Source organism: Curvibacter sp. CHRR-16 (assembly GCF_018474005.1).
Lineage (GTDB): Bacteria > Pseudomonadota > Gammaproteobacteria > Burkholderiales > Burkholderiaceae_C > Allorhodoferax.
Genome location: NZ_JAHCSH010000003.1, coordinates 200,190 through 220,221, shown reverse-complemented (window position 1 = coordinate 220,221; position 20,032 = coordinate 200,190). Strand labels below are relative to the sequence as shown.

18 protein-coding genes are annotated in these 20,032 nt (G+C 59.8%); 15 read left to right on the top strand and 3 right to left on the bottom strand.

Annotated features, from left to right (window positions below):
* Positions 1-6 precede the first annotated feature (6 nt).
* Together KIK84_RS07920 and KIK84_RS07915 are read right to left on the bottom strand one after the other, a co-directional pair.
* Positions 7-1,044, bottom strand: a complete 1,038-nt coding sequence (locus KIK84_RS07920) for a DctP family TRAP transporter solute-binding subunit (RefSeq protein ID WP_502757545.1) — start codon at positions 1,042-1,044, stop codon at positions 7-9.
* 128 nt (positions 1,045-1,172) lie between these two features.
* Positions 1,173-2,228, bottom strand: coding sequence for a DctP family TRAP transporter solute-binding subunit (locus KIK84_RS07915; protein WP_214122527.1), 1,056 nt, complete (start codon positions 2,226-2,228; stop codon positions 1,173-1,175).
* A 25-nt stretch (positions 2,229-2,253) separates the two neighbouring features.
* On the opposite strand from KIK84_RS07915, the gene KIK84_RS07910 reads away from it, so the two are divergent.
* The 4 genes from KIK84_RS07910 to KIK84_RS07895 all read left to right on the top strand — a co-directional run bounded on the left by KIK84_RS07910 (position 2,254) and on the right by KIK84_RS07895 (position 6,165).
* Positions 2,254-4,293 carry a two-component system sensor histidine kinase NtrB gene (locus KIK84_RS07910; RefSeq protein ID WP_214122526.1) on the top strand — a complete coding sequence of 680 codons (2,040 nt, stop codon included), beginning with the start codon at positions 2,254-2,256 and terminating at the stop codon, positions 4,291-4,293.
* Positions 4,290-4,925: a response regulator transcription factor gene (locus tag KIK84_RS07905; protein ID WP_214122525.1), complete on the top strand. Its 636-nt coding sequence runs from the start codon at positions 4,290-4,292 to the stop codon at positions 4,923-4,925. The genes KIK84_RS07910 and KIK84_RS07905 overlap by 4 nt, the downstream gene beginning before the upstream one ends.
* Positions 4,926-4,979: 54 nt before the next feature.
* Positions 4,980-5,321 (top strand): hypothetical protein, encoded by a 342-nt coding sequence (locus KIK84_RS07900; RefSeq protein ID WP_214122524.1) that lies wholly within the window; start codon positions 4,980-4,982, stop codon positions 5,319-5,321.
* Between the two features lie 61 nt (positions 5,322-5,382).
* Entirely contained in the window at positions 5,383-6,165 is a 783-nt protein-coding gene (locus KIK84_RS07895; protein ID WP_214122523.1) for a metallophosphoesterase family protein, read from the top strand.
* On the opposite strand, the gene KIK84_RS07890 is transcribed toward KIK84_RS07895, so the two are convergent.
* Positions 6,147-6,611 (bottom strand): Cd(II)/Pb(II)-responsive transcriptional regulator, encoded by a 465-nt coding sequence (locus KIK84_RS07890; RefSeq protein ID WP_214122522.1) that lies wholly within the window; start codon positions 6,609-6,611, stop codon positions 6,147-6,149. The two genes, KIK84_RS07895 and KIK84_RS07890, sit on opposite strands and share 19 nt — an antisense overlap.
* A gap of 56 nt (positions 6,612-6,667) precedes the next feature.
* On the opposite strand from KIK84_RS07890, the gene KIK84_RS07885 reads away from it, so the two are divergent.
* From KIK84_RS07885 to KIK84_RS07835, 11 genes are all read left to right on the top strand, one after another.
* A complete protein-coding gene (locus tag KIK84_RS07885; RefSeq protein ID WP_214122521.1) occupies positions 6,668-7,348 on the top strand; it encodes a cation efflux transmembrane domain-containing protein in 681 nt (226 codons plus the stop codon).
* Positions 7,332-7,751, top strand: a complete 420-nt coding sequence (locus tag KIK84_RS07880) for a CoA-binding protein (protein WP_214122520.1) — start codon at positions 7,332-7,334, stop codon at positions 7,749-7,751. Before KIK84_RS07885 ends, KIK84_RS07880 begins: the two co-directional genes overlap by 17 nt.
* Before the next feature lie 16 nt (positions 7,752-7,767).
* Positions 7,768-8,610, top strand: coding sequence for a DNA alkylation repair protein (locus KIK84_RS07875; RefSeq protein ID WP_214122519.1), 843 nt, complete (start codon positions 7,768-7,770; stop codon positions 8,608-8,610).
* A gap of 109 nt (positions 8,611-8,719) precedes the next feature.
* Positions 8,720-9,955 carry an MFS transporter gene (locus tag KIK84_RS07870; RefSeq protein WP_214122518.1) on the top strand — a complete coding sequence of 412 codons (1,236 nt, stop codon included), beginning with the start codon at positions 8,720-8,722 and terminating at the stop codon, positions 9,953-9,955.
* 33 nt (positions 9,956-9,988) lie between these two features.
* Positions 9,989-11,179 carry an isochorismate synthase DhbC gene (dhbC, locus tag KIK84_RS07865; protein ID WP_214122517.1) on the top strand — a complete coding sequence of 397 codons (1,191 nt, stop codon included), beginning with the start codon at positions 9,989-9,991 and terminating at the stop codon, positions 11,177-11,179.
* Complete coding sequence (locus tag KIK84_RS07860; protein WP_214122516.1) at positions 11,172-12,794, top strand: (2,3-dihydroxybenzoyl)adenylate synthase; 1,623 nt, start codon at positions 11,172-11,174, stop codon at positions 12,792-12,794. Before dhbC ends, KIK84_RS07860 begins: the two co-directional genes overlap by 8 nt.
* Before the next feature lie 24 nt (positions 12,795-12,818).
* Positions 12,819-13,709: an isochorismatase gene (locus KIK84_RS07855; RefSeq protein WP_214122515.1), complete on the top strand. Its 891-nt coding sequence runs from the start codon at positions 12,819-12,821 to the stop codon at positions 13,707-13,709.
* The gene (locus KIK84_RS07850; protein WP_214122514.1) at positions 13,706-14,683 is read left to right on the top strand and encodes an alpha/beta hydrolase; all 978 of its coding nucleotides are present in this window, start codon (positions 13,706-13,708) and stop codon (positions 14,681-14,683) included. Before KIK84_RS07855 ends, KIK84_RS07850 begins: the two co-directional genes overlap by 4 nt.
* A gap of 11 nt (positions 14,684-14,694) precedes the next feature.
* The gene (locus KIK84_RS07845) at positions 14,695-18,585 is read left to right on the top strand and encodes a non-ribosomal peptide synthetase (protein ID WP_214122513.1); all 3,891 of its coding nucleotides are present in this window, start codon (positions 14,695-14,697) and stop codon (positions 18,583-18,585) included.
* On the top strand, positions 18,582-19,346 hold the full coding sequence (locus KIK84_RS07840) for a 2,3-dihydro-2,3-dihydroxybenzoate dehydrogenase (protein WP_349815914.1): 765 nt from the start codon (positions 18,582-18,584) through the stop codon (positions 19,344-19,346). The genes KIK84_RS07845 and KIK84_RS07840 overlap by 4 nt, the downstream gene beginning before the upstream one ends.
* A 4-nt stretch (positions 19,347-19,350) precedes the next feature.
* Positions 19,351-20,031, top strand: coding sequence for a 4'-phosphopantetheinyl transferase family protein (locus KIK84_RS07835; RefSeq protein WP_214122511.1), 681 nt, complete (start codon positions 19,351-19,353; stop codon positions 20,029-20,031).
* Position 20,032 lies beyond the last annotated feature (1 nt).

The following is a 20,032-nucleotide window of genomic DNA, read 5'->3' as shown; positions in this document are numbered from 1 at the left end:
GGGAGCTCAGGGAGTGGTGATGGCGAGTTCTTTGTAGATTTGGGCCAACAAGTCCTGTCCCACGCGCGGTGCCGCCTTGGCATGGCTGGCCCACAGGGCTTTGCGAAAGGCCTGCAACTCTTCGGGCTTGGGGTCGTAAATAGTGGTGCGGCCACTGACACGCTCGGCAGCCATCATGCCCTCGTTGTCTTCACGGGCAACTTTGTTGGCATAGACAGTGGCTTCTTTCATAGCCTGCTCCAGTGCTTTGCGCACATCCGATGGCAAACGATCCCAAAAGGCCTTGTTGGCAATGACGGCATAGCCCAGATAGCCGTGATTGGTCAAAGTCAGGTGCTTTTGCACCTCCCGCATTTTCTGTGTGTAGAAGTTGGAAATGGGGTTTTCTGTGCCATCGACCCCTCCTGTTTTGAGGGCGCCATAAACCGCTGAAAAAGGCATGGGAACAGGTGTGGCTTCAAGTGTGTTGACTTCTTCTTCCAAAACTTTCGAGTTTTGAATGCGCAGGCGTTTGCCTTTCAGATCGGCAGGCGTCTTGATGGGAGTGTTGGCCGAGAAAGATTTGAAGCCGTTGTCCCAAAACGCCAAGCCTTTGATACCGCGTGCCTCCAGCTTGCCCATCAGGCTGGCCCCTACTGGGCCATCGGTGATGCGGTGCACATCGGTCAAAGAGCTGAACAGGTAGGGCACATCGAACACTTCAAACTGCTGTACGCCCAGCGCACTGAACTTGGCCAACGAGGGGGCCAACATCTCCACATCGCCGCTGAGTACGGCTTGCATCTCGTCTTTATCGTTGTAAAGCATGCTGTTGGCGTACACCATCACACGCACCTTGTTGCCACTGAGTTCGGCGGCGCGGCGGGCAAAAAACAAAGCTGCTTTGCCTTTGGGCGCTTCAGGCGAGACCACATGGCTGAATTTGATGGTGATGGGCCCCGTACTTTGCGCCATTGCGGGTGTCAGCAGCGCGGCACACAGGGCCATGGACAGCCCCAGACGGGCCCAGTGGCGAGAAATAAACCGTAGATTTTTCATAGACATCCAACGACTGATAAAAGCAGCCCACTGTGAATAAGCAGGTCATCCCATCAGCCTAGTCTGCCCATTGAGGCGCAGCTACTGTGGCGATCCGCAGGTGTTGTTTTGAGCGCTAATGCGCGCGCTGGCACTTAACTGTGCAAAGCCTCTGTCAGCAGATCCATCCACACCGAACCGATGCGCTGCGCCAACTGCTGGCGCACTGGCAATAGGGCGCGGCGCAGCGCTTGTGTCTGCGCCGCGCCGGGCGTATGCACCCGCAGGGCTGTGGTGCCACGCAAGGCTTGCAAGCTGCTGCGTTCATGCTCCAACGCCAAAGTGTTGCCCCACTGCAAGGCATCGCGCATGGCTTGATCCAATAACGCCCGCTCGTTGTTGGGCAAGTTTTCCCAAAATCGTTGCTGAGTCACCACAGCGTATCCCAAATAGCCGTGCCCCGTCAGGCTCAGGTCGGATTGCACCCGCTGCAGCTTTTGGGTCCAAAAATTGGAGGCAGTGTTTTCCGTACCGTCTACTACTTTGCGTTGCAATGCCGGGTAAGTTTCGCCAAAACTCAAGGCCACTGGGCTTGCACCCAAGGCCTGCATCTGGTCAGCCAAAACGCGCGAAGGTTGGATACGCATGCGCAGCCCGAGGTAGTCATTGGGTGTCAGCAAGGCATGCTGGGCACTCATGTGCTTAAAACCATTGTGCAGATAGCCCAAACCGTGCACCCCATTGCGCTGCAAGCGCTCCAGCAGCAGTTGCCCTGGAACGCCATCCATCACACGGCGTACTTGCTCCAACGAATCAAATGCGTAGGGCAAATCAAACAACTCGAACTCTGGCAAGCCCATGCGTCCAAACTTGGACAACGATGGTGCGATGAAATGCACGGCCCCAAACTGCAAGGCTTGCACCTCGTCGGCATCGCCGTAGAGCGTGCTCTGGGGGTAAATCTGAACCCGAATGCGTCCTTGGCTGTAACGCTCCACCAACTGGGCAAAGTGCTCCAGCGCTTGGCCTTTGGGGGTGTTGGGAGCCACCACGTGCGATAAGCGCAATACCCGCATGCCCGAGCTAGCAGCAGCGGGGATCGCGCAAGCCAACAAACCTCCGCCCAGCAAAGCCCGCCGCACAGGGCTGAGCGGTGCATGGCTTGCAGGTGGACAAGGCGCAGGTAAGCCTCGGCTGGCGGGACGGGTCATGCTCGCTATTATCTGAAGCAAAACCATGAGCCATCCAACCGACGATCTTGACCTCATCATGGCCGCTGATACACAGCAGCGGCCCGTTGCCAGTGGCCGCCGCTTGCTGTGGGTGGTCTGGGCCTTCATGGTGTTGGCGGTCGTGGTAGCGGCTGCACTGGTGCTGTACCTGCAACGCTTTGAACAAGAAGAAGACACCAAACGCCGCGCTGCCGACGCCCAGTGGCTGGAACAAACCATGCAGTTTCACCTGCGCCGACTGGAGGCCGATATGCAAGCCATGGCCCGGTACGCGCAAGTTGCTGTCGATAACAGTGACGCCCGCAGCAACGCCTCCGATCCAACGCAACTAGCGGGTTTACTCTGGCGCGAGCCGGGTGTGGTGTTGCAGCACAGCTGGCAGGGTGCAGACCACGCCTTGAGCCCGTGGTTACAAGCATGGCTGGGTGAGTCTGACAAGCTGCACGAGAACCAGCGCATTTGGAGCAGTTTGCAGCGCGTGGTGCAGGGGCTGCGCCGTCCCGAATACGGTGGCCCACTGCAAACGCCTGCCACCATGCCCCATGCCACCGACGACACCGTGGTGTTGCTGGCCGTGCCGCATTTTGAGCGCGGGCACTACATGGGCAGCTACGTGGCACTGCTGTCCATGCAGCAAGCCGTGGACACTTTGCTGCCCGATTGGTTTACCGACCACCACCGCGTGCGTGTAGTGGCTGGCGGCGAACTGGCCGCAACCGACGCTGGCCAGCCCTACCGCGCCGCGCTCAACCTCAATGGCTTGGACTTGTACCTGGACGTGCAGCCCCACGACCAAACCCAGCTCACCGTGCCACGCTTGTTCTTGGGCGTGGCCTTGTTGCTGCTGGTGGGCTTGGTGGCCACCTTGTGGCTGCTGCGGCGCGATATGCAGATGCGCCTGCAAGTGCAAGCCAACTTGCAAGAAGAAGTGGCCCTGCGCAAAGCGATGGAAAACTCCGTCACCATCGGTCTGCGCGCGTGGGACATGGCCGGGCGCGTGCTCTACGTCAACGAGGCCTTTTGTCGCATGGTGGGTTACCGCGCTGACGAACTGCTGGGCCAATCGGCCCCCATGCCCTACTGGCCCGAAGAAGACGATGGCCCCGCGCAGCGCCACCGCAGCATGCTCGAGCAAGGCAAAAGCCGCGACGGCATTGAGGTGCAGTTCCAGCACCGCGATGGCCATTTGGTCGATGTGCTCATCCACGAAGCGCCCCTGCTCACTGCCAGCGGCGAGCAGCGCGGCTGGATTGGCTCGGTGCTCGATGTGAGCGAACGCAAGCGCGCCCAAGCCCTGGCCCAACGCCAGCAAGAGCGCTTGCAGGCCTCGGGCCGCTTGGTGGTGGTGGGCGAAGTGGCCTCCACACTGGCGCACGAACTCAACCAGCCGCTGGGCGCACTGAGCAGTTTTGCCACGGGTTTGCTCAACCGCATGCGCAACGGCACCATCACCCAGCCGGAAATGACACCTGTGGTCGAGCGCATGGCCTCACTGGCCGAGCGTGCCGGGCGCGTGGTGCAGCGCGTCAACGCCATTGCGCGGCGGCGCGAAATCACCCTGCAGCAAGTGGAGCTGCAAGCGCTGCTGCAGCGCGTGGTGCCCGCCGCCATGCTGGTGCCCACCAGCCCACCCAGCTACGCCACCTTGCCCACCCAGCCTGTATGGGTGCAGGGCGATGGCCTGCTGCTGGAGCACTTGCTGGGCAACCTCATCTCCAACGCGCAAGACGCCGTGCGCCAAGCCGGCTTGCCACCGGGTACACCGCACACCGTAGAGGTGCGCCTGCACATAGACCAGCACGACAGCACGGGTGCCAAAGCCCACCTGTGCGTGGCCGATGCCGGCCCCGGGGTGGACGAGGGCGCGCTGGAGCACATCTTCGAAGCCTTCTACAGCACCAAAGAAGGCGGCATGGGCATGGGGCTGGCCATTTGCCGCTCCATCGTCGAAGCGCACCGCGGCCAGTTGCTGGTCGAGCGCGATCCCCTGCTGGGCGGAGCCTGTTTGCACGTGGTGTTGCCCGTTATCAATCCATCACTATGACCACCAATCCTGCCCCCTCCACCATCCACATCGTTGACGACGACGCCGACGTGCGCGATGGCTTGGCCTGGTTACTGGACTCGCGCGGTCACCACGTGCGCACCTGGGCGCAAGGCGAAGCGCTGCTGGAGCATGTGCGCGGCCTGCAGGGCCACTGGACGCACAGCGTGGTGCTGCTGGACATGCGCATGGCCCCGCTCGATGGGCAGCAGGTGTTCGACCAGCTCAAGGCGCTGGCCTGCCCCTGGCCCGTGCTCTTTCTGACCGGGCACGGCGACGTGGGCATGGCCGTGGCCGCCGTCAAAAACGGCGCGTGGGACTTTTTGGAAAAACCCTTCCAAGACAACGTGTTGGTAGACCGCGTGGCCCAAGCCCTGGCCGCCGTGCAAGCCGACATGGGCGCTAACCAAGAAGTGCACCGCCTGCGCTACGCACTGGCCTCGCTCAGCCCGCGCGAGCGCGAGGTGCTCGACCAGCTCATCCAAGGCCACTACAACAAAAACATCGCCGACACGCTGGGCATCACCCAGCGCACCGTGGAATTCCACCGCGCCAACATCTTCGAGAAGATGGGCGTCAGCTCCGCCATAGAACTGGCGCACAAGCTGGGGCGGTTGGAGTCGCGGGAGTGAAAATTTCTTGAGCTGCGATTGGGCTATCGAAAAAATCACAAAGGAGGTTCTTACATGTCCGAACAAGAAAAATTGGGATCAATTGATACAGAAAAGAAAACGGAGGAAGTAGTTTCTGACAGTCTACAAATGGCCCAAACCATTGTTGGCTTTCTTCAATCTGATCAAGGGAACAAGCTTGCATTCGAGGTAATTGAGTTCTTTAAAGATTGGAAAAACCAGTCGAGTTCCCTGAATAGACAGACCCTTTGGGTAGCAACACTATCCCAATTAGCAACCTTAGCTTGTGTGTTGGGTGTAGCTCTTTATGCAACTTTGAATGCCAAGATGGATCCTGTGCTGGCAGGTCTTTTAGGGACTGTTGCAGGGTACGTATTTGGTCGTAAGAACTCTTGAATTGGTTTGCTATCAATTTGATAGCTGCTCCAGCAATATCCATAAGCTCTAGAGGCCAATAATGCGTATAGCCATCGTTTCGGACATCCACGGTAATTTGCCGGCTTTGCAGGCCGTGGTGGCGCACATGCGGCGCTATGGGGTGGATCAGGTGGTGAATTTGGGCGATAGCCTCTCGGGCCCCTTGCTGCCACGGGAAACGGCCGAGTATTTGATGGAGCAAGGCTGGCCCACTTTGGCGGGCAACCACGAGCGGCAGTTGCTCACGCAGGCACCCGAGCGCATGGGGCTGAGCGATCGGTATGCCTATGAGCTGCTTACGCCCACTGTGCGCGATTGGCTGCGCAGCCTGCCCAGCACGCTGCAATGGAGCCCGGATGTGCTGCTGTGCCATGGCACCCCGCATAGCGATGTGCACTACTTCCTCGAAACCTTGGATGGCAACGCGCTGCGACTGGCCAGCGCGGAGGAGATAACCCAGCGCCTGGAGGGCCGGCAAGGCCCACTAGGCCAATTAGGCCCACTAGACGCCGCCAGCAGCCCGGTCATTGCCTGCGGCCACACGCATGTGCCACGGGTGGTGCGCGCTGCCAGCGGGCAGCTCCTCGTCAACCCCGGCAGCGTGGGCATGCCCGCCTACGACGACGATGTGCCGGTGCCCCATGTGGTGGAAACGGGCTCGCCCGATGCACGCTACGCCACACTGGAGTGCCATGCAGGCCAATGGTTTGCCAGCTTGCACACCGTGCCCTATGACTACCACGCCATGGCCGACTTGGCCCGCTCGCGGGGACGGCTGGATTGGGAATACAACCTGCGCACGGGCTACGCAGTGTTGCCATGACACGCACACGCTTCGCCGTGGGCGGCGCTGACCAGTTCGGACAGGATGCCGCAGCCCGCTGCGTTCTTGTGGTCATGGTGGCTGTGTGTGGGGTGGTCGCCATCGCAGGCGGCGCGCAGGCGCAATAGCTGTTTCTCCAGCGCCTGCATGCTGACCAAGCGCGCCCGCACCTTGGCCAGTTGCGCGTCTATCAGCTGGTCCACGTGCACATGCTCGGCATTGGGCGGCGTGGTGTGCAGGGCGTCTAGGAGCTGGCGGATGTCGGCCAGCGGCATGTCCAGCGCCCGGCAGTGGCGGATGAAGGCGAGCCGCTTCAAATGCGCTGCTTCGTACTCGCGGTAGCCGTTGTCGCGCCGGGCGGGGGCGGGCAGCAGACCGTTTTTTTCGTAAAAGCGGATGGTTTCCACCTCCACCCCGGTGGCCTTGGCAAGGGCTTTGATTTGCATGTTGACACTGTAGTGGCTACAGGGTTTTGAATGCAAGCATTGAATGGAGAAAACCTATGTCTGCCCACTGCAACCACCATACCCCAGCCGCCCACACCCTGCAAAACCCCGCCCGCTACCGCCGCGTGTTATGGGTGGCGTTGGTGGTGAACGCCGCCATGTTCGCGGTGGAGGTGCTGGGCAGCATGGGTTCGGGTTCTTTGGCGTTGCTGGCCGATTCGGTGGACTTTGCGGGCGATGCGATGAACTACGGCCTGTCGCTGGCGGTGCTGGGTGCGGCGCTGTCGTGGCGTGCGCGGGCGGCGCAGCTCAAGGCCGTGTCCATGCTGGGCTTTGGCCTGTATGTCTTGGGCAGCGCGCTGTGGTCGCTGTGGCATGGTGATGCGCCCAATGCCGTGACCATGGGCTTGGTGGGTGTGCTGGCACTGCTGGCCAATGTGGGGGTAGCGTGGCTGCTGTATGCCTACCGCGATGGCGATGCCAATATGCGCAGCGTGTGGCTGTGTTCCCGCAACGACGCCATTGGCAACGTGGCTGTTATGCTGGCCGCGCTGGGGGTGTTTGGCACTGGCAGCGCGTGGCCTGATTTGCTCGTGGCCACCCTGATGGCGCTGCTGGCCTTGCACGGCGCGTGGCAAGTGCTGCGGCAAGCCGGTGGCGAGTTGGCTGGGCATTCTCAGGGGCACGACCACTCCCACGATCACTCTCATGCACACACCCATGACCACCACCACTGACTTTGCCGCCATCTTCGCCAGCACCCGCACCATCGCGGTGGTAGGTTTGTCGCCCAAACCTGAGCGAGACAGCCACCGCGTGGCGCGCTACCTGCAGCAGCAGGGCTACCGCATCGTGCCCATACACCCAGCAGCCAAAGAGGTTTTGGGCGAGGTGGTGTACCCCTCGCTCGCTGCAGCGGCGCAGGCGCTGGGCGCTGGGCGCATCGACATGGTGGACGTGTTCCTGAGCAACGAGCTGGTACCACCCGTGGTGGACGAGGCCATCGCCATAGGTGCGCGCACGCTGTGGCTGCAAATCGGTGTGCAGCATGCCGCTGCGCAGGCCAAGGCCCAAGCGGCGGGGCTGACGGTGGTGCACAACCTTTGCACGATGGTGGAACACCGCATGCTGGGGCTGTGACCTTATGTGCGCCTCCATGTCTTTGCGTTTGCCCAGTGCGCCGCATTCCATCCAAAAAGGCACACCGCTCAAGCACGTGCTGGGCGAGGAGGCCGTGGACTGCTTGGCGCACAACGTGGTGCAGGCGTATCCCGCGTTCGATGCCGGGCATTTCCGCGCGCAGGCGCTGGCGGGGCTGGAGCCCTTGGGCATCATGGAGCGGGGGCACAAGCTGGCGCAGGATTTGTGGCAGCACTTGCCGCCGCATTTTGGGCAGGCGTGGGCGGTGTTGCAGCGCTCGCTCACGCCCATCCACACAGAGACCGAAGATTTGGGCTTGGCGGTGTTTTTTTACTTGCCGCATACCTTGTGGGTGGCGCGCTATGGCTTGGATGCCGCCTACAACGGCGGGCAAGACCCGTTTGTCACCGCCATGCAGGCCCAGTACGAACTGACGCAGCGCTTCACGGCAGAGTTCTCTATTCGCCCCTTTTTGCAGCAAGAGCCCCAGCGCACCTTGGCCCAGTTGGCGCTGTGGATCCACGACCCCAGCCCGCATGTGCGCCGCTTGTGCAGTGAAGGTTCACGCCCGCGTTTGCCCTGGGGCATGCGCCTGCAGGCTTTGGTGCGCGATCCATCGCCCACCTTGCCGCTACTCGAAGCACTCAAAGACGACCCCTCCTTGTACGTGCGCCGCAGTGTGGCCAACCACTTAGGCGATATCGCAAAAGACCACCCTGAGCTGCTGTTTGCCCTGTGCGAGCGTTGGCTGGCCGATTCCAACCCCGAACGCCGCTGGCTGTTGCGCCACGCGCTGCGCTACCACGCCAAGAAAGGCGACCCCAAGGCCTTGGCCCTGCGCGCAGCCGCCAAAGGCTAAAGCGGCAAAAAAAGTTTTCGTTCCAGCAAACAAAAAAAGTGGCGCCATCGCGCTTAATTGCAAACAAGAATCGTTTGCAATTGGTGGCTAAGCCGCTGCTGGAGTGCGTATGCGCAGTGAATCGTCGTTGAATGCCCCGCCATTGGCGGGGGTGCCGCCCCCTAAACGCTTGATGGGCTTGTTGGGGTTTGTGCAGTTTGCACACCTGTTGGACTTCATGCTCATGCTGCCCTTGGCACCTTTGCTCATGGGTGCTTGGGGGCTGCAGACACGCCAGTACGGGGTGTTGTTGGCCGCGTACGGCGTGGCTGCCGCAGTCAGTGGGGTTGTCGCCACGACCTACGTTCACCGTTTTGAACGCAAGCGTTTGCTGTTGGCGCTGCTGGCAGTGTTGGCGCTGGCCCAACTGGTGTGCGCCAGCGCCAACAGCTACGCTGTTTTGCTGGTTGGGCGCATCGCGGCAGGAGCCTGTGCGGCGCTGGTGGGGGCCCTGCTGCAAACCTTGGTGGGCGATTTGTTTGCACCACAACAGCGAGGAAGGGCTGTAGGGGTGCTGCTATCTGGAACCTCTGCGGCCACAGTGCTGGGCGTGCCGCTGGTACTGGTGCTGATCAACTATGGCGATTGGCGACACGCATTCGCGTTCACGGCGGGATTGAGTGTCCTGAGCATTGTGTTGCTGCAGGTAGCAATGCCCATGGTGCGGGTGGACAAGCAGCGCGCAGGGGCAGCGGGCTACGCCGTGCTAGTGCATTTGCTGCGCAACGGCGCATATCGACGCGTGCTGGCTTTCATGGGTTTGGGGGCATTTGCCACGTTTGTGGTCATCCCCTACATGCCCTTGTATTTGACGAGCAATCTGCAATGGCCCACTGAGCAGCTCGCGCTGGTGTACGTGCTGGGCGGTGCCATGGCGTTTGCAACAGCCCAACTGGCAGGGCGCATGGCAGATCGATGGAACAAGGTGCACCTCTATCGCACAGTGGCATTGGTGTCGATGGTGCCCATCGTGCTGCAAACCCATTTGCCAGCCAGCGCATGGTGGGTGGTGCTGGCGGTGAGCACCCTGTTTTTTAGCTTTGCACCCAGCCGTGCGGTACCCGCCATGGCGATAGCGGTGTCGGCTGTGGCTCCCCCTGACCGTGGGGCTTTCATGGCCCTGAATGCCGCCGTGCAGCAGTTGGCGTGTGGCGTGGCTGCTTACGTCGGGGCCCAGCTAGTCCACATGCAAGCGGGCGTGGGTTTGCAGGGTTACAGCACAGCAGGGTGGGTGGCCATCGCCGTGACGCTGAGCACGGCATGGATGGCAGGGCGCATACCGCTGCCAAGCAGCACCAAGGCATAGATCACATTTTTTTCATATCAACGGAGCCATAGCATGAACGACATCTTCAAGGGCATGATCACCGCTCAGGCTAAGAAACTATTGGCCGCTTACAGTGGCGATGAACCATTTTTCTTTGCAACGCCCCAGCGCACGCTGTTGGCGCAGGGGCACTACGCCAACATACCCTGGGCCCCCGATCTGAAAACCATGGCCATCCAAGTACAGGCGGCCTTGCAAGAAGCGCGTAGCAAAGGGCATCCTTACCCCATAGCGGTGGGCTGCATCCCGTTCGATTTGCGCCAACCCATGCAGTTGAGTATTCCGCATCAAGTGGTGCTGGCTGGTGGTTTGGGCACGGTGACAGCGCCGAGCAAGCGGGCCATCAACCAGTACGAGTTGGTTGCCGTTCCAAGCCGCCAAGACTATGCAGCTGCAGTGGCCAAGGCTGTGGCGCGCATACAAAGTGGCGCTTTGAGCAAAGTGGTGCTGTCACGCACGCTGGAAATCCAAACCCAGCACAGCATCGATGTACCCGCTGTGCTGAGCCATTTGGCCAGTAAAAATCAGCATGGCTATACCTTTGCGGTCAAGCTCTACCACGAAGGCGGCGTGCTGGTAGGGGCCACGCCAGAGCTATTGGTGCACAAGGATGGATTGCAGGTGCGATCCAACCCATTGGCAGGCTCGGCTGCGCGCAGCGGCAATGCCCAAGAGGATGCGCAACGCAGCGCCGCATTGCAGCAGTCAGCCAAAGACTTGCACGAGCACCAAGTAGTGGCCGACGCTGTAGCACAGGCTATGCAACGGTATTGCAAAACGCTGCATGCGCCACAAATCCCCAGTGTGATCAGTACCGCCACCATGTGGCATTTATCCAGTGACATACGGGGCGAATTGGACAGTCCCGATACACATTGTCTAGAAGTGGCGGGCGCACTGCACCCCACGCCAGCCATATGCGGGCATCCCACCGTCAAAGCGCGGGAGTTGATCAGGGAGTTGGAGCCTTTCAACCGCGCGTATTTCACCGGCATGGTGGGCTGGTGTGATGAGTTTGGTAACGGCGAATGGGCGCTGACATTGCGTTGTGCTGAGATCAAGGACAAGCAGGTGCGCTTGTACGCAGGGGCCGGCATTGTGGGCGATTCCGACCCGGATAGTGAAGCCGCAGAAACCGGAGCCAAATTTCGCACCATGTTGCATGCGTTGGGCTTGCCTGCCGGGGAGGACAGCTATGTTTGAAGACTGGAAACCATGGCCTGCTGCAGAGGCCCAGCGCTACCGTGACAAAGGCTATTGGATAGGGCAAACCTTCAATGACATGTTGGCCCACGTGGTACAGCAGCACGCGCAGCGCACAGCGCTGGTCAGTGAACACTGCCGCTGGACGTATGCACAACTGCAGGCGCAAGTAGAGCGCTATGCCCTGGGTTTTCATGCCTTGGGCATACGGGCACAAGACAAGGTGGTGGTGCAGTTGCCCAATTGCGCTGAGTTGGTGGCCGTGGTGTTTGCACTGTTTCGTTTGGGGGCTTTGCCCGTGTTTGCGTTGCCGCCGCACCGCCAGTTTGAAATTGGCCACTTTTGTCGCCATACCGAGGCGGTGGCCTATGTGATTGCCGATGTGTTTGCTGGCTACGACTACCGACAGCTAGCCAGAACCGTGCAAGCCAGCGTAAGCAGCTTGCAGCATGTATTGGTTTTGGGCGATGCGCAGGAGTTCATTGACCTCAACCAAATGGCTATGCCAGATACCCCACTGCCAGCCGCGCCACAGTCCGATGCGCTGGCATTCTTGCAGTTATCGGGGGGCAGCACCGGGACGCCCAAACTCATCCCACGCACGCATGACGACTACTTGTACAGTGTGCTGGCCAGTGCCCGTATCTGTGCTTTGAGTGCCGATAGCGTGTACATGAACGTGATACCCGCAGCGCACAACTTTGCCATGAGCTCGCCCGGTTGGTTGGGCGTACTCAGCCAAGGCGGCACGGTGGTCATGTGTCCCAACCCCAGCCCAGATGTGGCGTTGCCATGGATGCAGCGCGAAAAGGTCACCATGACCGCATTGGTGCCGCCATTGGTGCCGGTGTGGCTCGATGCGATGGAACGCCAAGCAATGGACTTGCCCGATTGGCGGGTGCTGCAAGTGGGGGGCGCAGCGTTTGGCTACGCCATGGCAGAACGGGTGGTACACGCACTGCCCCATACGGTGTTGCAGCAAGTCTTTGGTATGGCCGAGGGTTTGGTGTGCTACACACGTTTAGATGATCCTCTGGAAGTGATTCTGAACACCCAAGGCAGTCCGATTTCACCCGATGATGAAGTGCGCATCGTGGACGATGAGGACAGGCCGCTATCAGATGGTCAAGCAGGGCATTTGCAGACCCGAGGGCCTTACACCATACGCGCTTACTACAAGGCAGCAGAGCACAACGCCCAAGCATTCACGCACGACGGCTTTTACCGCACTGGTGACATCGTGAAACGCCGACCGGATGGCAATGTGTGCGTTGAAGGGCGGGCCAAAGACCAAATCAACCGGGGCGGCGAGAAAGTCTCGGCTGAAGAGGTGGAGCACCAGCTGCGACAGCATGGTGCGGTACTCGACTGCGCCATCGTTGCTATGCCCGATGTGCATTTGGGCGAGAAAAGCTGTGCCTTTGTCGTGCGGCGCGACGACACCTTGCGTGCTATTGAACTGACACGTTTTTTGCGCGAGCAGGGTTTAGCCGCTTACAAGATTCCAGACCGCATTGAATTCATTGCCCAGTTGCCCAAAACCCCAGTGGGAAAAGTCAGCAAAAAACAACTCAGACAAGCCATCAGTGAGCGACTGCAAGCACTGTCCCAATAGCCACCATCCCAGTTTGGAAACCGTATGACCATCCCCAAAATTGCCAGCTATCCCATGCCCACCCAAGCACCCGAGAACCGCGTGCAATGGACGTTAGAGGCGCAGCGCGCTGTCGTGTTGGTACACGACATGCAAGACTATTTTTTGGACTTTTATGACCGCTTAGCTGCTCCCATACCAACCTTGCTCGCAAATACCAGTGAACTGCTGGCGCGGGCGCGGGCACAGCAAGTGCCGGTGGTGTACACCGCGCAATTGCCCGAGCAAAGCCAAGCCGATCGCGCTTTGCTCAACGACATGTGGGGGCCGGGGCTGACGGCCCATCCGCAGCGCAAAGACATTGCAGCGTTGCTACAGCCACAGCCCGGTGATGTGGTGCTGGACAAGTGGCGCTACAGCGCTTTCCAGCGCTCGGACTTGCGCGAAACAATGCGCCAATGGGGGCGCGATCAGCTAGTTATTTGCGGTGTGTATGCGCACATCGGTTGCATGCTGACCGCCGCCGAAGCTTTTATGGCCGATGTGCAGCCCTTCTTTGTGGTCGATGCGTTGGCGGACTTTTCTGAACAAGAACACGCCATGGCAGCCCGGTATGTGAGCCAACGCTGTGGGGTAAGCCTGCTCACGCAGGATGCTTTGAAAGCCTTGCGCACAGCGTTGCCGCAGAGTGTTGAAGACTTGCGCCGCACCATTGCACAGCAATTGCAAATACCAGCGCAAGAGATAAGCCTACAAGACAGTTTGCTCGATTGGGGGCTGGACTCGATTCGCATCATGGCGCTGCTTGAGACATGGCGTGCAGCAGGGTGTGAGTTGAGCTTCATGCAGTTGGCACAGGATCCCACACTGCAAGCGTGGTGGGCGTTGCTGCAAGGGCATGCCACGGTACAGAAACAAGCCGAGGAGGTGGTATGAGCAAGCACTGGGCATTGGGCTGGCGAGGCTGGCTGCATGGTTTGTTTTGGGCCACCATGTCTATGGCGACAGCAGCGCAAGGACAGGTGGCAATGGCGGGTAAAAGTTTGCCAGCAGACTGGAAGCCCGTGCAACTGTCGCAGACGGCCAGTTTTGACATGGAGTCGCGCTACACGGGGCAGCGATACCGCATTTGGCTGGGCTTGCCCAGCAAACCCGCACCAGAGCAAGGTTACCCTGTGCTGTGGATGTTGGATGGGCAAGCATCCTTCCCCATCATGGAGTATGTGCGTCCGCGCTCAGCCAGCGTGGCCGATACGCCACCGGGGCGACAAAAAGCAGATCCCATGTTGCCGGGCTTGATCGTGGCGGTGGGCTATGCCAGTGATAAGCCGTTTGACAACGATGCCCGTGCACAGGACTACACCCCACCTACCCAAGGGCCAACGGGGGATTTGTTGTCTAAGCAGCATGGTGGTTCGGCAGCCTTTTTGCGCTTTCTGACCGAAGAGCTGCGCCCCTACCTGGCGCAATATTTCCCCATGGATGCCACACGGCACACCTTGTTTGGTTTTTCCTACGGGGGCTTGTTTGCTGTGAACACCTTGGTCACGGCACCGCAGCATTTCCAGCGCTATTGGGCGGCCAGTCCTTCGCTGTGGTTTGGGCAAGGAGAGGTGATGCGCAATTGGCAACAAGGCCTCGCAAGCCTGCGCCAGTACTCGCCAGCGCTGCGTGTGATGCTGACCGTGGGACAGGAAGAGCAATTCCCCAGCGCCAACTTGCCACCCGAGCGTTTGGCCCACCTGCAAGAGCGTGCCATGGTTGAACGGGTGCAGGGATTTGCCCAACAGTTGACTGCGCAGAGTAAGCCCGGTGTGGCGGTGTCTGTGGTGGTTTTACCAGCGCATGACCACCACGACATGCTGATGTATGGCGTCCGCCAGGTGGTGCCATTTGCATTTGCACCGTGAGGAAGAGAGTGATGACGCACAACGCATCAAACCAACGCATGCACACCACATCGGCACAGTATGGAATTTGGATGGCCCAGCAAATGGTGCCGCAAAGTCCGAGTTATTGGACCGGGGAAGCCATAGAACTGCAGGGCGAGTTGAATCTGGCCGCACTAATCGATACCGTGCAGGAAGTGCTGCACAACGCCCATGGCCTGCACGTGCGCTTTTGCATGGATGAAGAAGGGTTGTGGCAACTCCCTCAGACCATTGCAGCGCAGCTCGAAGTGTTCGACATGCGGGCGTTTGCAGACCCTAGCCAAGCGGCATTTGCGTGGATGCAGCAGTCTTTGTCACAGGTGTGTGATTTAACGCGCGACCCCTTGTTTCGCACGGCCTTGCTGCAGGTAGCCGAGCAAAGCTATCTCTGGTTCTTGCAGGTGCACCACATCGTGCTCGACGGCTATGGCTATGCCTTGGTTTGCCAGACCATAGCGCAGCGCTACAGCGCCCGTGTGCAAGGGCAGGCTCTGCCGCCATTGCCCGATTGGCGCATTGAGCCACTGGTGCAAGCCGAACAAAACTACAAAACCAATGGACGCTATGCCCGCGACAAAGCGTTTTGGCAGCAGCATTTGCAGCAGGCACCTGCTTTGGCCACAGTAGCGGAGTTGGCTGAGTTTTCCGATGCGGTGTTGCGCCAAGAAGCCTTGCTCGATAGCGGGGCGATTGCGCATCTGCAATCGGCAGCCCAACGTTGCGGACAAGACTGGGGCAGTTGGTTGTTGGCGGCCATAGGCCTGTGGTTGGCCAGGCAATCGGGACAGCACCATTTGACTTTTGGCCTGCCCGTTATGAATCGGTTGGGGACACCCGCATTGGGTGTTCCCTGCATGGCCATGAACATCGTGCCCATGGCGGTGCATGTGTCGCACAGTGCTTCTATGGCCGATATGAGCCACCAGATGGCGCAGCGGATGCGCGAGATACGCCCCCATCTGTACTACCGCTATGGCTGGATACGTGGGGATTTGGGCTTGCTGGAAGTGGGCAAACATTTGTTCAACCAAGCCGTCAACATCATGCCTTTTGATAGGCATGCCCCTTTTGCTGGCCTGCAGACGCGCTTGCACGCGATCAGTGCCGGGCCAGTGAAGGACTTGAATATCAGTGTCTCGGTTCTCAATCAGCAATGGCGCGTCTTGCTCGAAGCCAATCCCAATGCTTACGCAGCAGAACGTCTGCAAGCTTTGCTGGATGATTTGCTCACCTTTTTGCACCGGTTGGCAACGCATCCGCAGACCGAGGCCTTGGCACCGCTGCTGGACGATTTGCCTGCGCTTGCCATGGTGCAAGGGGCTGATTTGGCGACAGCGCCAAGGCCTGTATTGGCACGCATGCACGCCATGGTCGAGCGCCAGCCCGAGCGTATTGCCCTAGAGCAGGGCGATCAGCATTGGACCTACCAGCAGCTATGGCAAGCGGTGCAAGCACGCGCGCAGCAGTTGCACCAAGCCGGTGTGGTGGCAGGTGATCGGGTGGTGCTTTTGCTGCCCAATGGGGCAGAGGCCATTGTGGCTTTGCTGGCATGTGTGTGGGTTGGCGCTTGCTACGTGCCACTGGATCCCCAAGGCCCAGCTACCCGCTTGCAGGTGGTGCTGGAGGATTCGCAAGCCGCATGCACCATCACCCAGCGCCGTTGGAGCGACAAGCTGCATGGGCATTCGGTGCTGTACTTAGACGATCCTGTTAGCCATCCCATGGGCCAGATGGGGGAGGGCTATGCCACACCCGATGCCCAGCATCCGGCCTACTTGCTCTACACATCGGGCAGTACGGGCAAGCCCAAGGGCGTGTTGGTGGGCCATGGGGCGCTCAACCACTTTGTGGCCAGTGCAGGGGGCTTGTACCGCATCGATGCTGCAGACCGCGTGTTGCAGTTTGCGCCTTTGCATTTCGATGCCAGCGTGGAAGAGGTGTTTCTGAGTTTGTGCCATGGAGCCACCTTGGTGCTGCGTGAAGACAAGGCGCTGGACTCCACCGCTGCATTCATAGACTTTGTGCAACGCCAGCGTTTGACGGTGCTGGATTTGCCCACGGCCTATTGGCATGAACTGGCCTTTGCCCTAGAGCCGCAGCAGGTGCAGGCCTTGTCCAGTGTGCGCTTGACCATTATTGGGGGCGAGGCCGCGTTGGCAGAGCGGGTGTTGCGCTGGCGTGCGCTGCTGCCAGCCCAAGTGCTGGTGAACAGCTATGGCCCGACCGAAGCATCGGTGATTGCTACTACAGCCGTAGTGGGGGGGCCGCAGGCCGTGTGGTCAGGAGAAGGCCCGTTGCCTATTGGATTGCCCCGTCCCGGTGTAGTCGCCGTGGTGGTCGATGAGCAATTACACCCTGTGGCGCAAGGCCAAGCAGGGGAGTTGCTTCTGTGTGGTGATGCCTTGGCCATAGGCTATTGGCAGCAAGAGGGGCTCACCCAGCAGCGTTTTATCCAAGGTGTGGGTACACACGCCATGCGGGCCTATCGCACCGGAGATCGGGTCGTTTATCGCGATGGGCAGTTGCATTTTTTGGGGCGCTTGGATGACGAAATAAAAATCAGTGGCGTGCGCATCACACCAGCGGAAGTGGAGAACGCTTTGCTCACCCATGCCGCAGTGCGGGAAGCAGCGGTAACGGCATTGCCCAGCCCTGGTGCCAGCACCAAATTGGCGGCATTTGTGGTGGTGCAGCAGCCAGTCAGCGTTGCCCAGTTGCGCAGTGCCTTGGCCTTGTTGTTGCCTATGGCTGCGATCCCAGACTTGTGGCATTTTCCAACCGAGTTGCCGCGCAATGTGAACGGAAAAATTGACCGCAAGCGATTGTGCGAGGAGGTGCAAATGGCGCATGCCACACCACCCGTGCAAGCCAATGCCGTGGAGCAGCAAATACTCCAAGTCTGGCACGAGGTCTTGGGCACAGCACCGGCCGATGTGCAAGCCCATTTCTTTGATATGGGCGGTAAGTCTTTGCAAGCCATCCAAGTGTCGGTGCGTTTGAGCCGTTTGCTACAGCGAGAGGTGCCCGTATCGGCTTTGTTCCACTACCCTACGGTACAGGCATTGGCCAAAAGCTTGGCTGCACCTGTGGCCCACAAACCCCAGGCCCAGTGGGAAATGCAGGCTTTCTCCCCTGTGCTCACGCTGCAAACGGGCAGTTCGCCGGGTCTGTTTTGCATCCATCCGGCGGAAGGTTTGTCGTGGTGTTATGGAGCGCTGACACGCTATTTGCCTGGCATCGCGGTGCATGGCGTGCAGGCCTTTGGGGAGTTGCCCCTGCATGATTTTGCTGCGTGGGTGGATGTGTATGTGGCGCGCATTCGGGCACTCCAAGCGAACGGACCATACCGTTTGCTGGGGTGGTCACTGGGCGGGGCTTTGGCCCACGCCATGGCTGCGCGCCTGCAGCAGCTGGGTGAAACGGTGGAACTGGTGGCCATGATGGACAGCTATCCAGCAGCGAGCTTTTCACAATGGCGAGCCCCAGAGCTGATGGATGCGCTCATCACGCTGCTCAGTGTGAATGGGGAAGTTGATGCGCCCGATGCAGCGGCTGTTTACACACGCTTGCTGCAGCCGGGCAGTCCGTTTGCTGTCCTAGGTCGCAGTGGTGTGCAAGCCATGGGTGAGCGGGCATTGCAGGCCATGCAGTTGTTTCGGCAAAGCGCTACCCCCCTTTACCACGGTGATGTGCTGTTGTTCCGTGCCAAGCAAGCGGCGCAGCACGCCCCGCAAGCGGCCAGTTGGCAGCCATATGTGGCTGGCGAAGTGGCGGTGGTGCATTTGGATTGCAACCATTTCGGCATGAGCGATCCCCAGCCCATGGCCCTGATTGGTAAGACCTTGGCAGCGCGCTTGGGGTGTGTGGAGGAATGGGTGTGAAGTCTGAAAAAATAGCCTTGGTTACGGGGGCTGCGCAAGGCATTGGTGCCGCGGTGGCAGAGTTGTTGGCCCAGAACGGCATCACCGTGGCGGCGATGGATGTGCAGCCCCAAGGCTTGCATAGCTTGGCAGCCCAATGGCCGGGGCGCATTTATGCCTATCCAGGCGATGTGCGTTCTAGTACCTCGGTCAATGGCATTGTGGAGGTGGTGGAGCAGGAGTTGGGGCCTATTGCCATGCTGGTCAACACGGCGGGCATTTTGCGTTTGGGGGCTGTGTGCGATTACAGCGATGCCGATTGGGAGGCGACTTTTGGTGTCAATACCCAAGGGGTGTTTTATGTGTCCCGAGCGGTTGCCAAACGCATGCGCGAGCGCGCTGTTGGCAGCATCGTCACCGTGGCATCGAACGCGGCTTTTGTTCCCCGGCAGCAAATGGCCGCTTATGCCGCATCCAAAGCCGCATCAAGCCATTTCACCAAGTGTTTGGGTTTGGAGTTGGCACCCTATGGGATCCGTTGCAATGTGGTTGCACCAGGCTCTACCGACACGGCGATGCAGCGCCAGTTGTGGACGTCTGATCACGATGCACAGCGGGTGATTGAGGGGTCTTTGTCCAGCTACCGCACGGGCATACCCTTGCAGCGCATTGCCAGTGCGCAAGATATTGCCAAGGCGGTTTTCTTTTTGCTGGGCGATGCAGCCAACCACATCACCATGCATGAGCTGTGTGTTGATGGTGGCGCCACTTTGGGTGTGTGAGCCAATGGGGGTTCTCGCATCCATACACGCTTCTTTGCAGGCTTTGCAGGCTCCAGATGGGGTGCATCTGTGGTCGCTGAACCTGCAGAGCGTGGACATTGCGGATATGCAGGATGTGTGGCCGCATTTGCCAGCCCAGGATCGTGCCCGCTGCATGGCCTACCAGCGCATGCCCGATCGAGTGCGCTTCGCCTGTTGTCGTTTGGCACTGCGTGCCTTGTTGCATCAGTACACCGGGAAAGCTGTATTGGCACATGACATCGTGCAAGGGCCCTACGGCAAACCGACGATGCCGGCATCGGGTTGGCATTTCAATATCTCCCACAGCGCCAGTCATGCGGTGTTTGCCTTGTCGGCAAGTAGCCCCGTTGGCATTGATATCGAGTGCATGGACACTGCGATGCCGTGGCAGTCTGTGCTGCCTGCACTGACCGAGGCGGAGCAGGCTTACTGCCAGCAGCAAGCCGATGGGCGGGCTGCCTTTTTCCGCATTTGGACTGGCAAGGAAGCGCTCTTCAAAGCTTGGGGCCTAGGCATTGCGCAGGAGTGGCGCAGTATTTCGCTCATCGGCCACTCTCAAGGGTATCGGTTAGATGGGGTTGTAGCGCATGCACCCATGCAAGTGCAGGCGCTGACCGATGTGCCATCGGGCTATGCCGCAGCGCTGGCATGGGCAGCACCCTAGT

Coding starts and splice junctions, on each gene's coding strand:
- KIK84_RS07920 (WP_502757545.1), bottom strand. CDS start 1,044: ATGTCTATGAAAAATCTACGGTTTATTTCTCGCCACTGGGCCCGTCTG.
- KIK84_RS07915 (WP_214122527.1), bottom strand. CDS start 2,228: ATGACCCGTCCCGCCAGCCGAGGCTTACCTGCGCCTTGTCCACCTGCA.
- KIK84_RS07910 (WP_214122526.1), top strand. CDS start 2,254: ATGAGCCATCCAACCGACGATCTTGACCTCATCATGGCCGCTGATACA.
- KIK84_RS07905 (WP_214122525.1), top strand. CDS start 4,290: ATGACCACCAATCCTGCCCCCTCCACCATCCACATCGTTGACGACGAC.
- KIK84_RS07900 (WP_214122524.1), top strand. CDS start 4,980: ATGTCCGAACAAGAAAAATTGGGATCAATTGATACAGAAAAGAAAACG.
- KIK84_RS07895 (WP_214122523.1), top strand. CDS start 5,383: ATGCGTATAGCCATCGTTTCGGACATCCACGGTAATTTGCCGGCTTTG.
- KIK84_RS07890 (WP_214122522.1), bottom strand. CDS start 6,611: ATGCAAATCAAAGCCCTTGCCAAGGCCACCGGGGTGGAGGTGGAAACC.
- KIK84_RS07885 (WP_214122521.1), top strand. CDS start 6,668: ATGTCTGCCCACTGCAACCACCATACCCCAGCCGCCCACACCCTGCAA.
- KIK84_RS07880 (WP_214122520.1), top strand. CDS start 7,332: ATGACCACCACCACTGACTTTGCCGCCATCTTCGCCAGCACCCGCACC.
- KIK84_RS07875 (WP_214122519.1), top strand. CDS start 7,768: ATGTCTTTGCGTTTGCCCAGTGCGCCGCATTCCATCCAAAAAGGCACA.
- KIK84_RS07870 (WP_214122518.1), top strand. CDS start 8,720: ATGCGCAGTGAATCGTCGTTGAATGCCCCGCCATTGGCGGGGGTGCCG.
- dhbC (WP_214122517.1), top strand. CDS start 9,989: ATGAACGACATCTTCAAGGGCATGATCACCGCTCAGGCTAAGAAACTA.
- KIK84_RS07860 (WP_214122516.1), top strand. CDS start 11,172: ATGTTTGAAGACTGGAAACCATGGCCTGCTGCAGAGGCCCAGCGCTAC.
- KIK84_RS07855 (WP_214122515.1), top strand. CDS start 12,819: ATGACCATCCCCAAAATTGCCAGCTATCCCATGCCCACCCAAGCACCC.
- KIK84_RS07850 (WP_214122514.1), top strand. CDS start 13,706: ATGAGCAAGCACTGGGCATTGGGCTGGCGAGGCTGGCTGCATGGTTTG.
- KIK84_RS07845 (WP_214122513.1), top strand. CDS start 14,695: ATGACGCACAACGCATCAAACCAACGCATGCACACCACATCGGCACAG.
- KIK84_RS07835 (WP_214122511.1), top strand. CDS start 19,351: ATGGGGGTTCTCGCATCCATACACGCTTCTTTGCAGGCTTTGCAGGCT.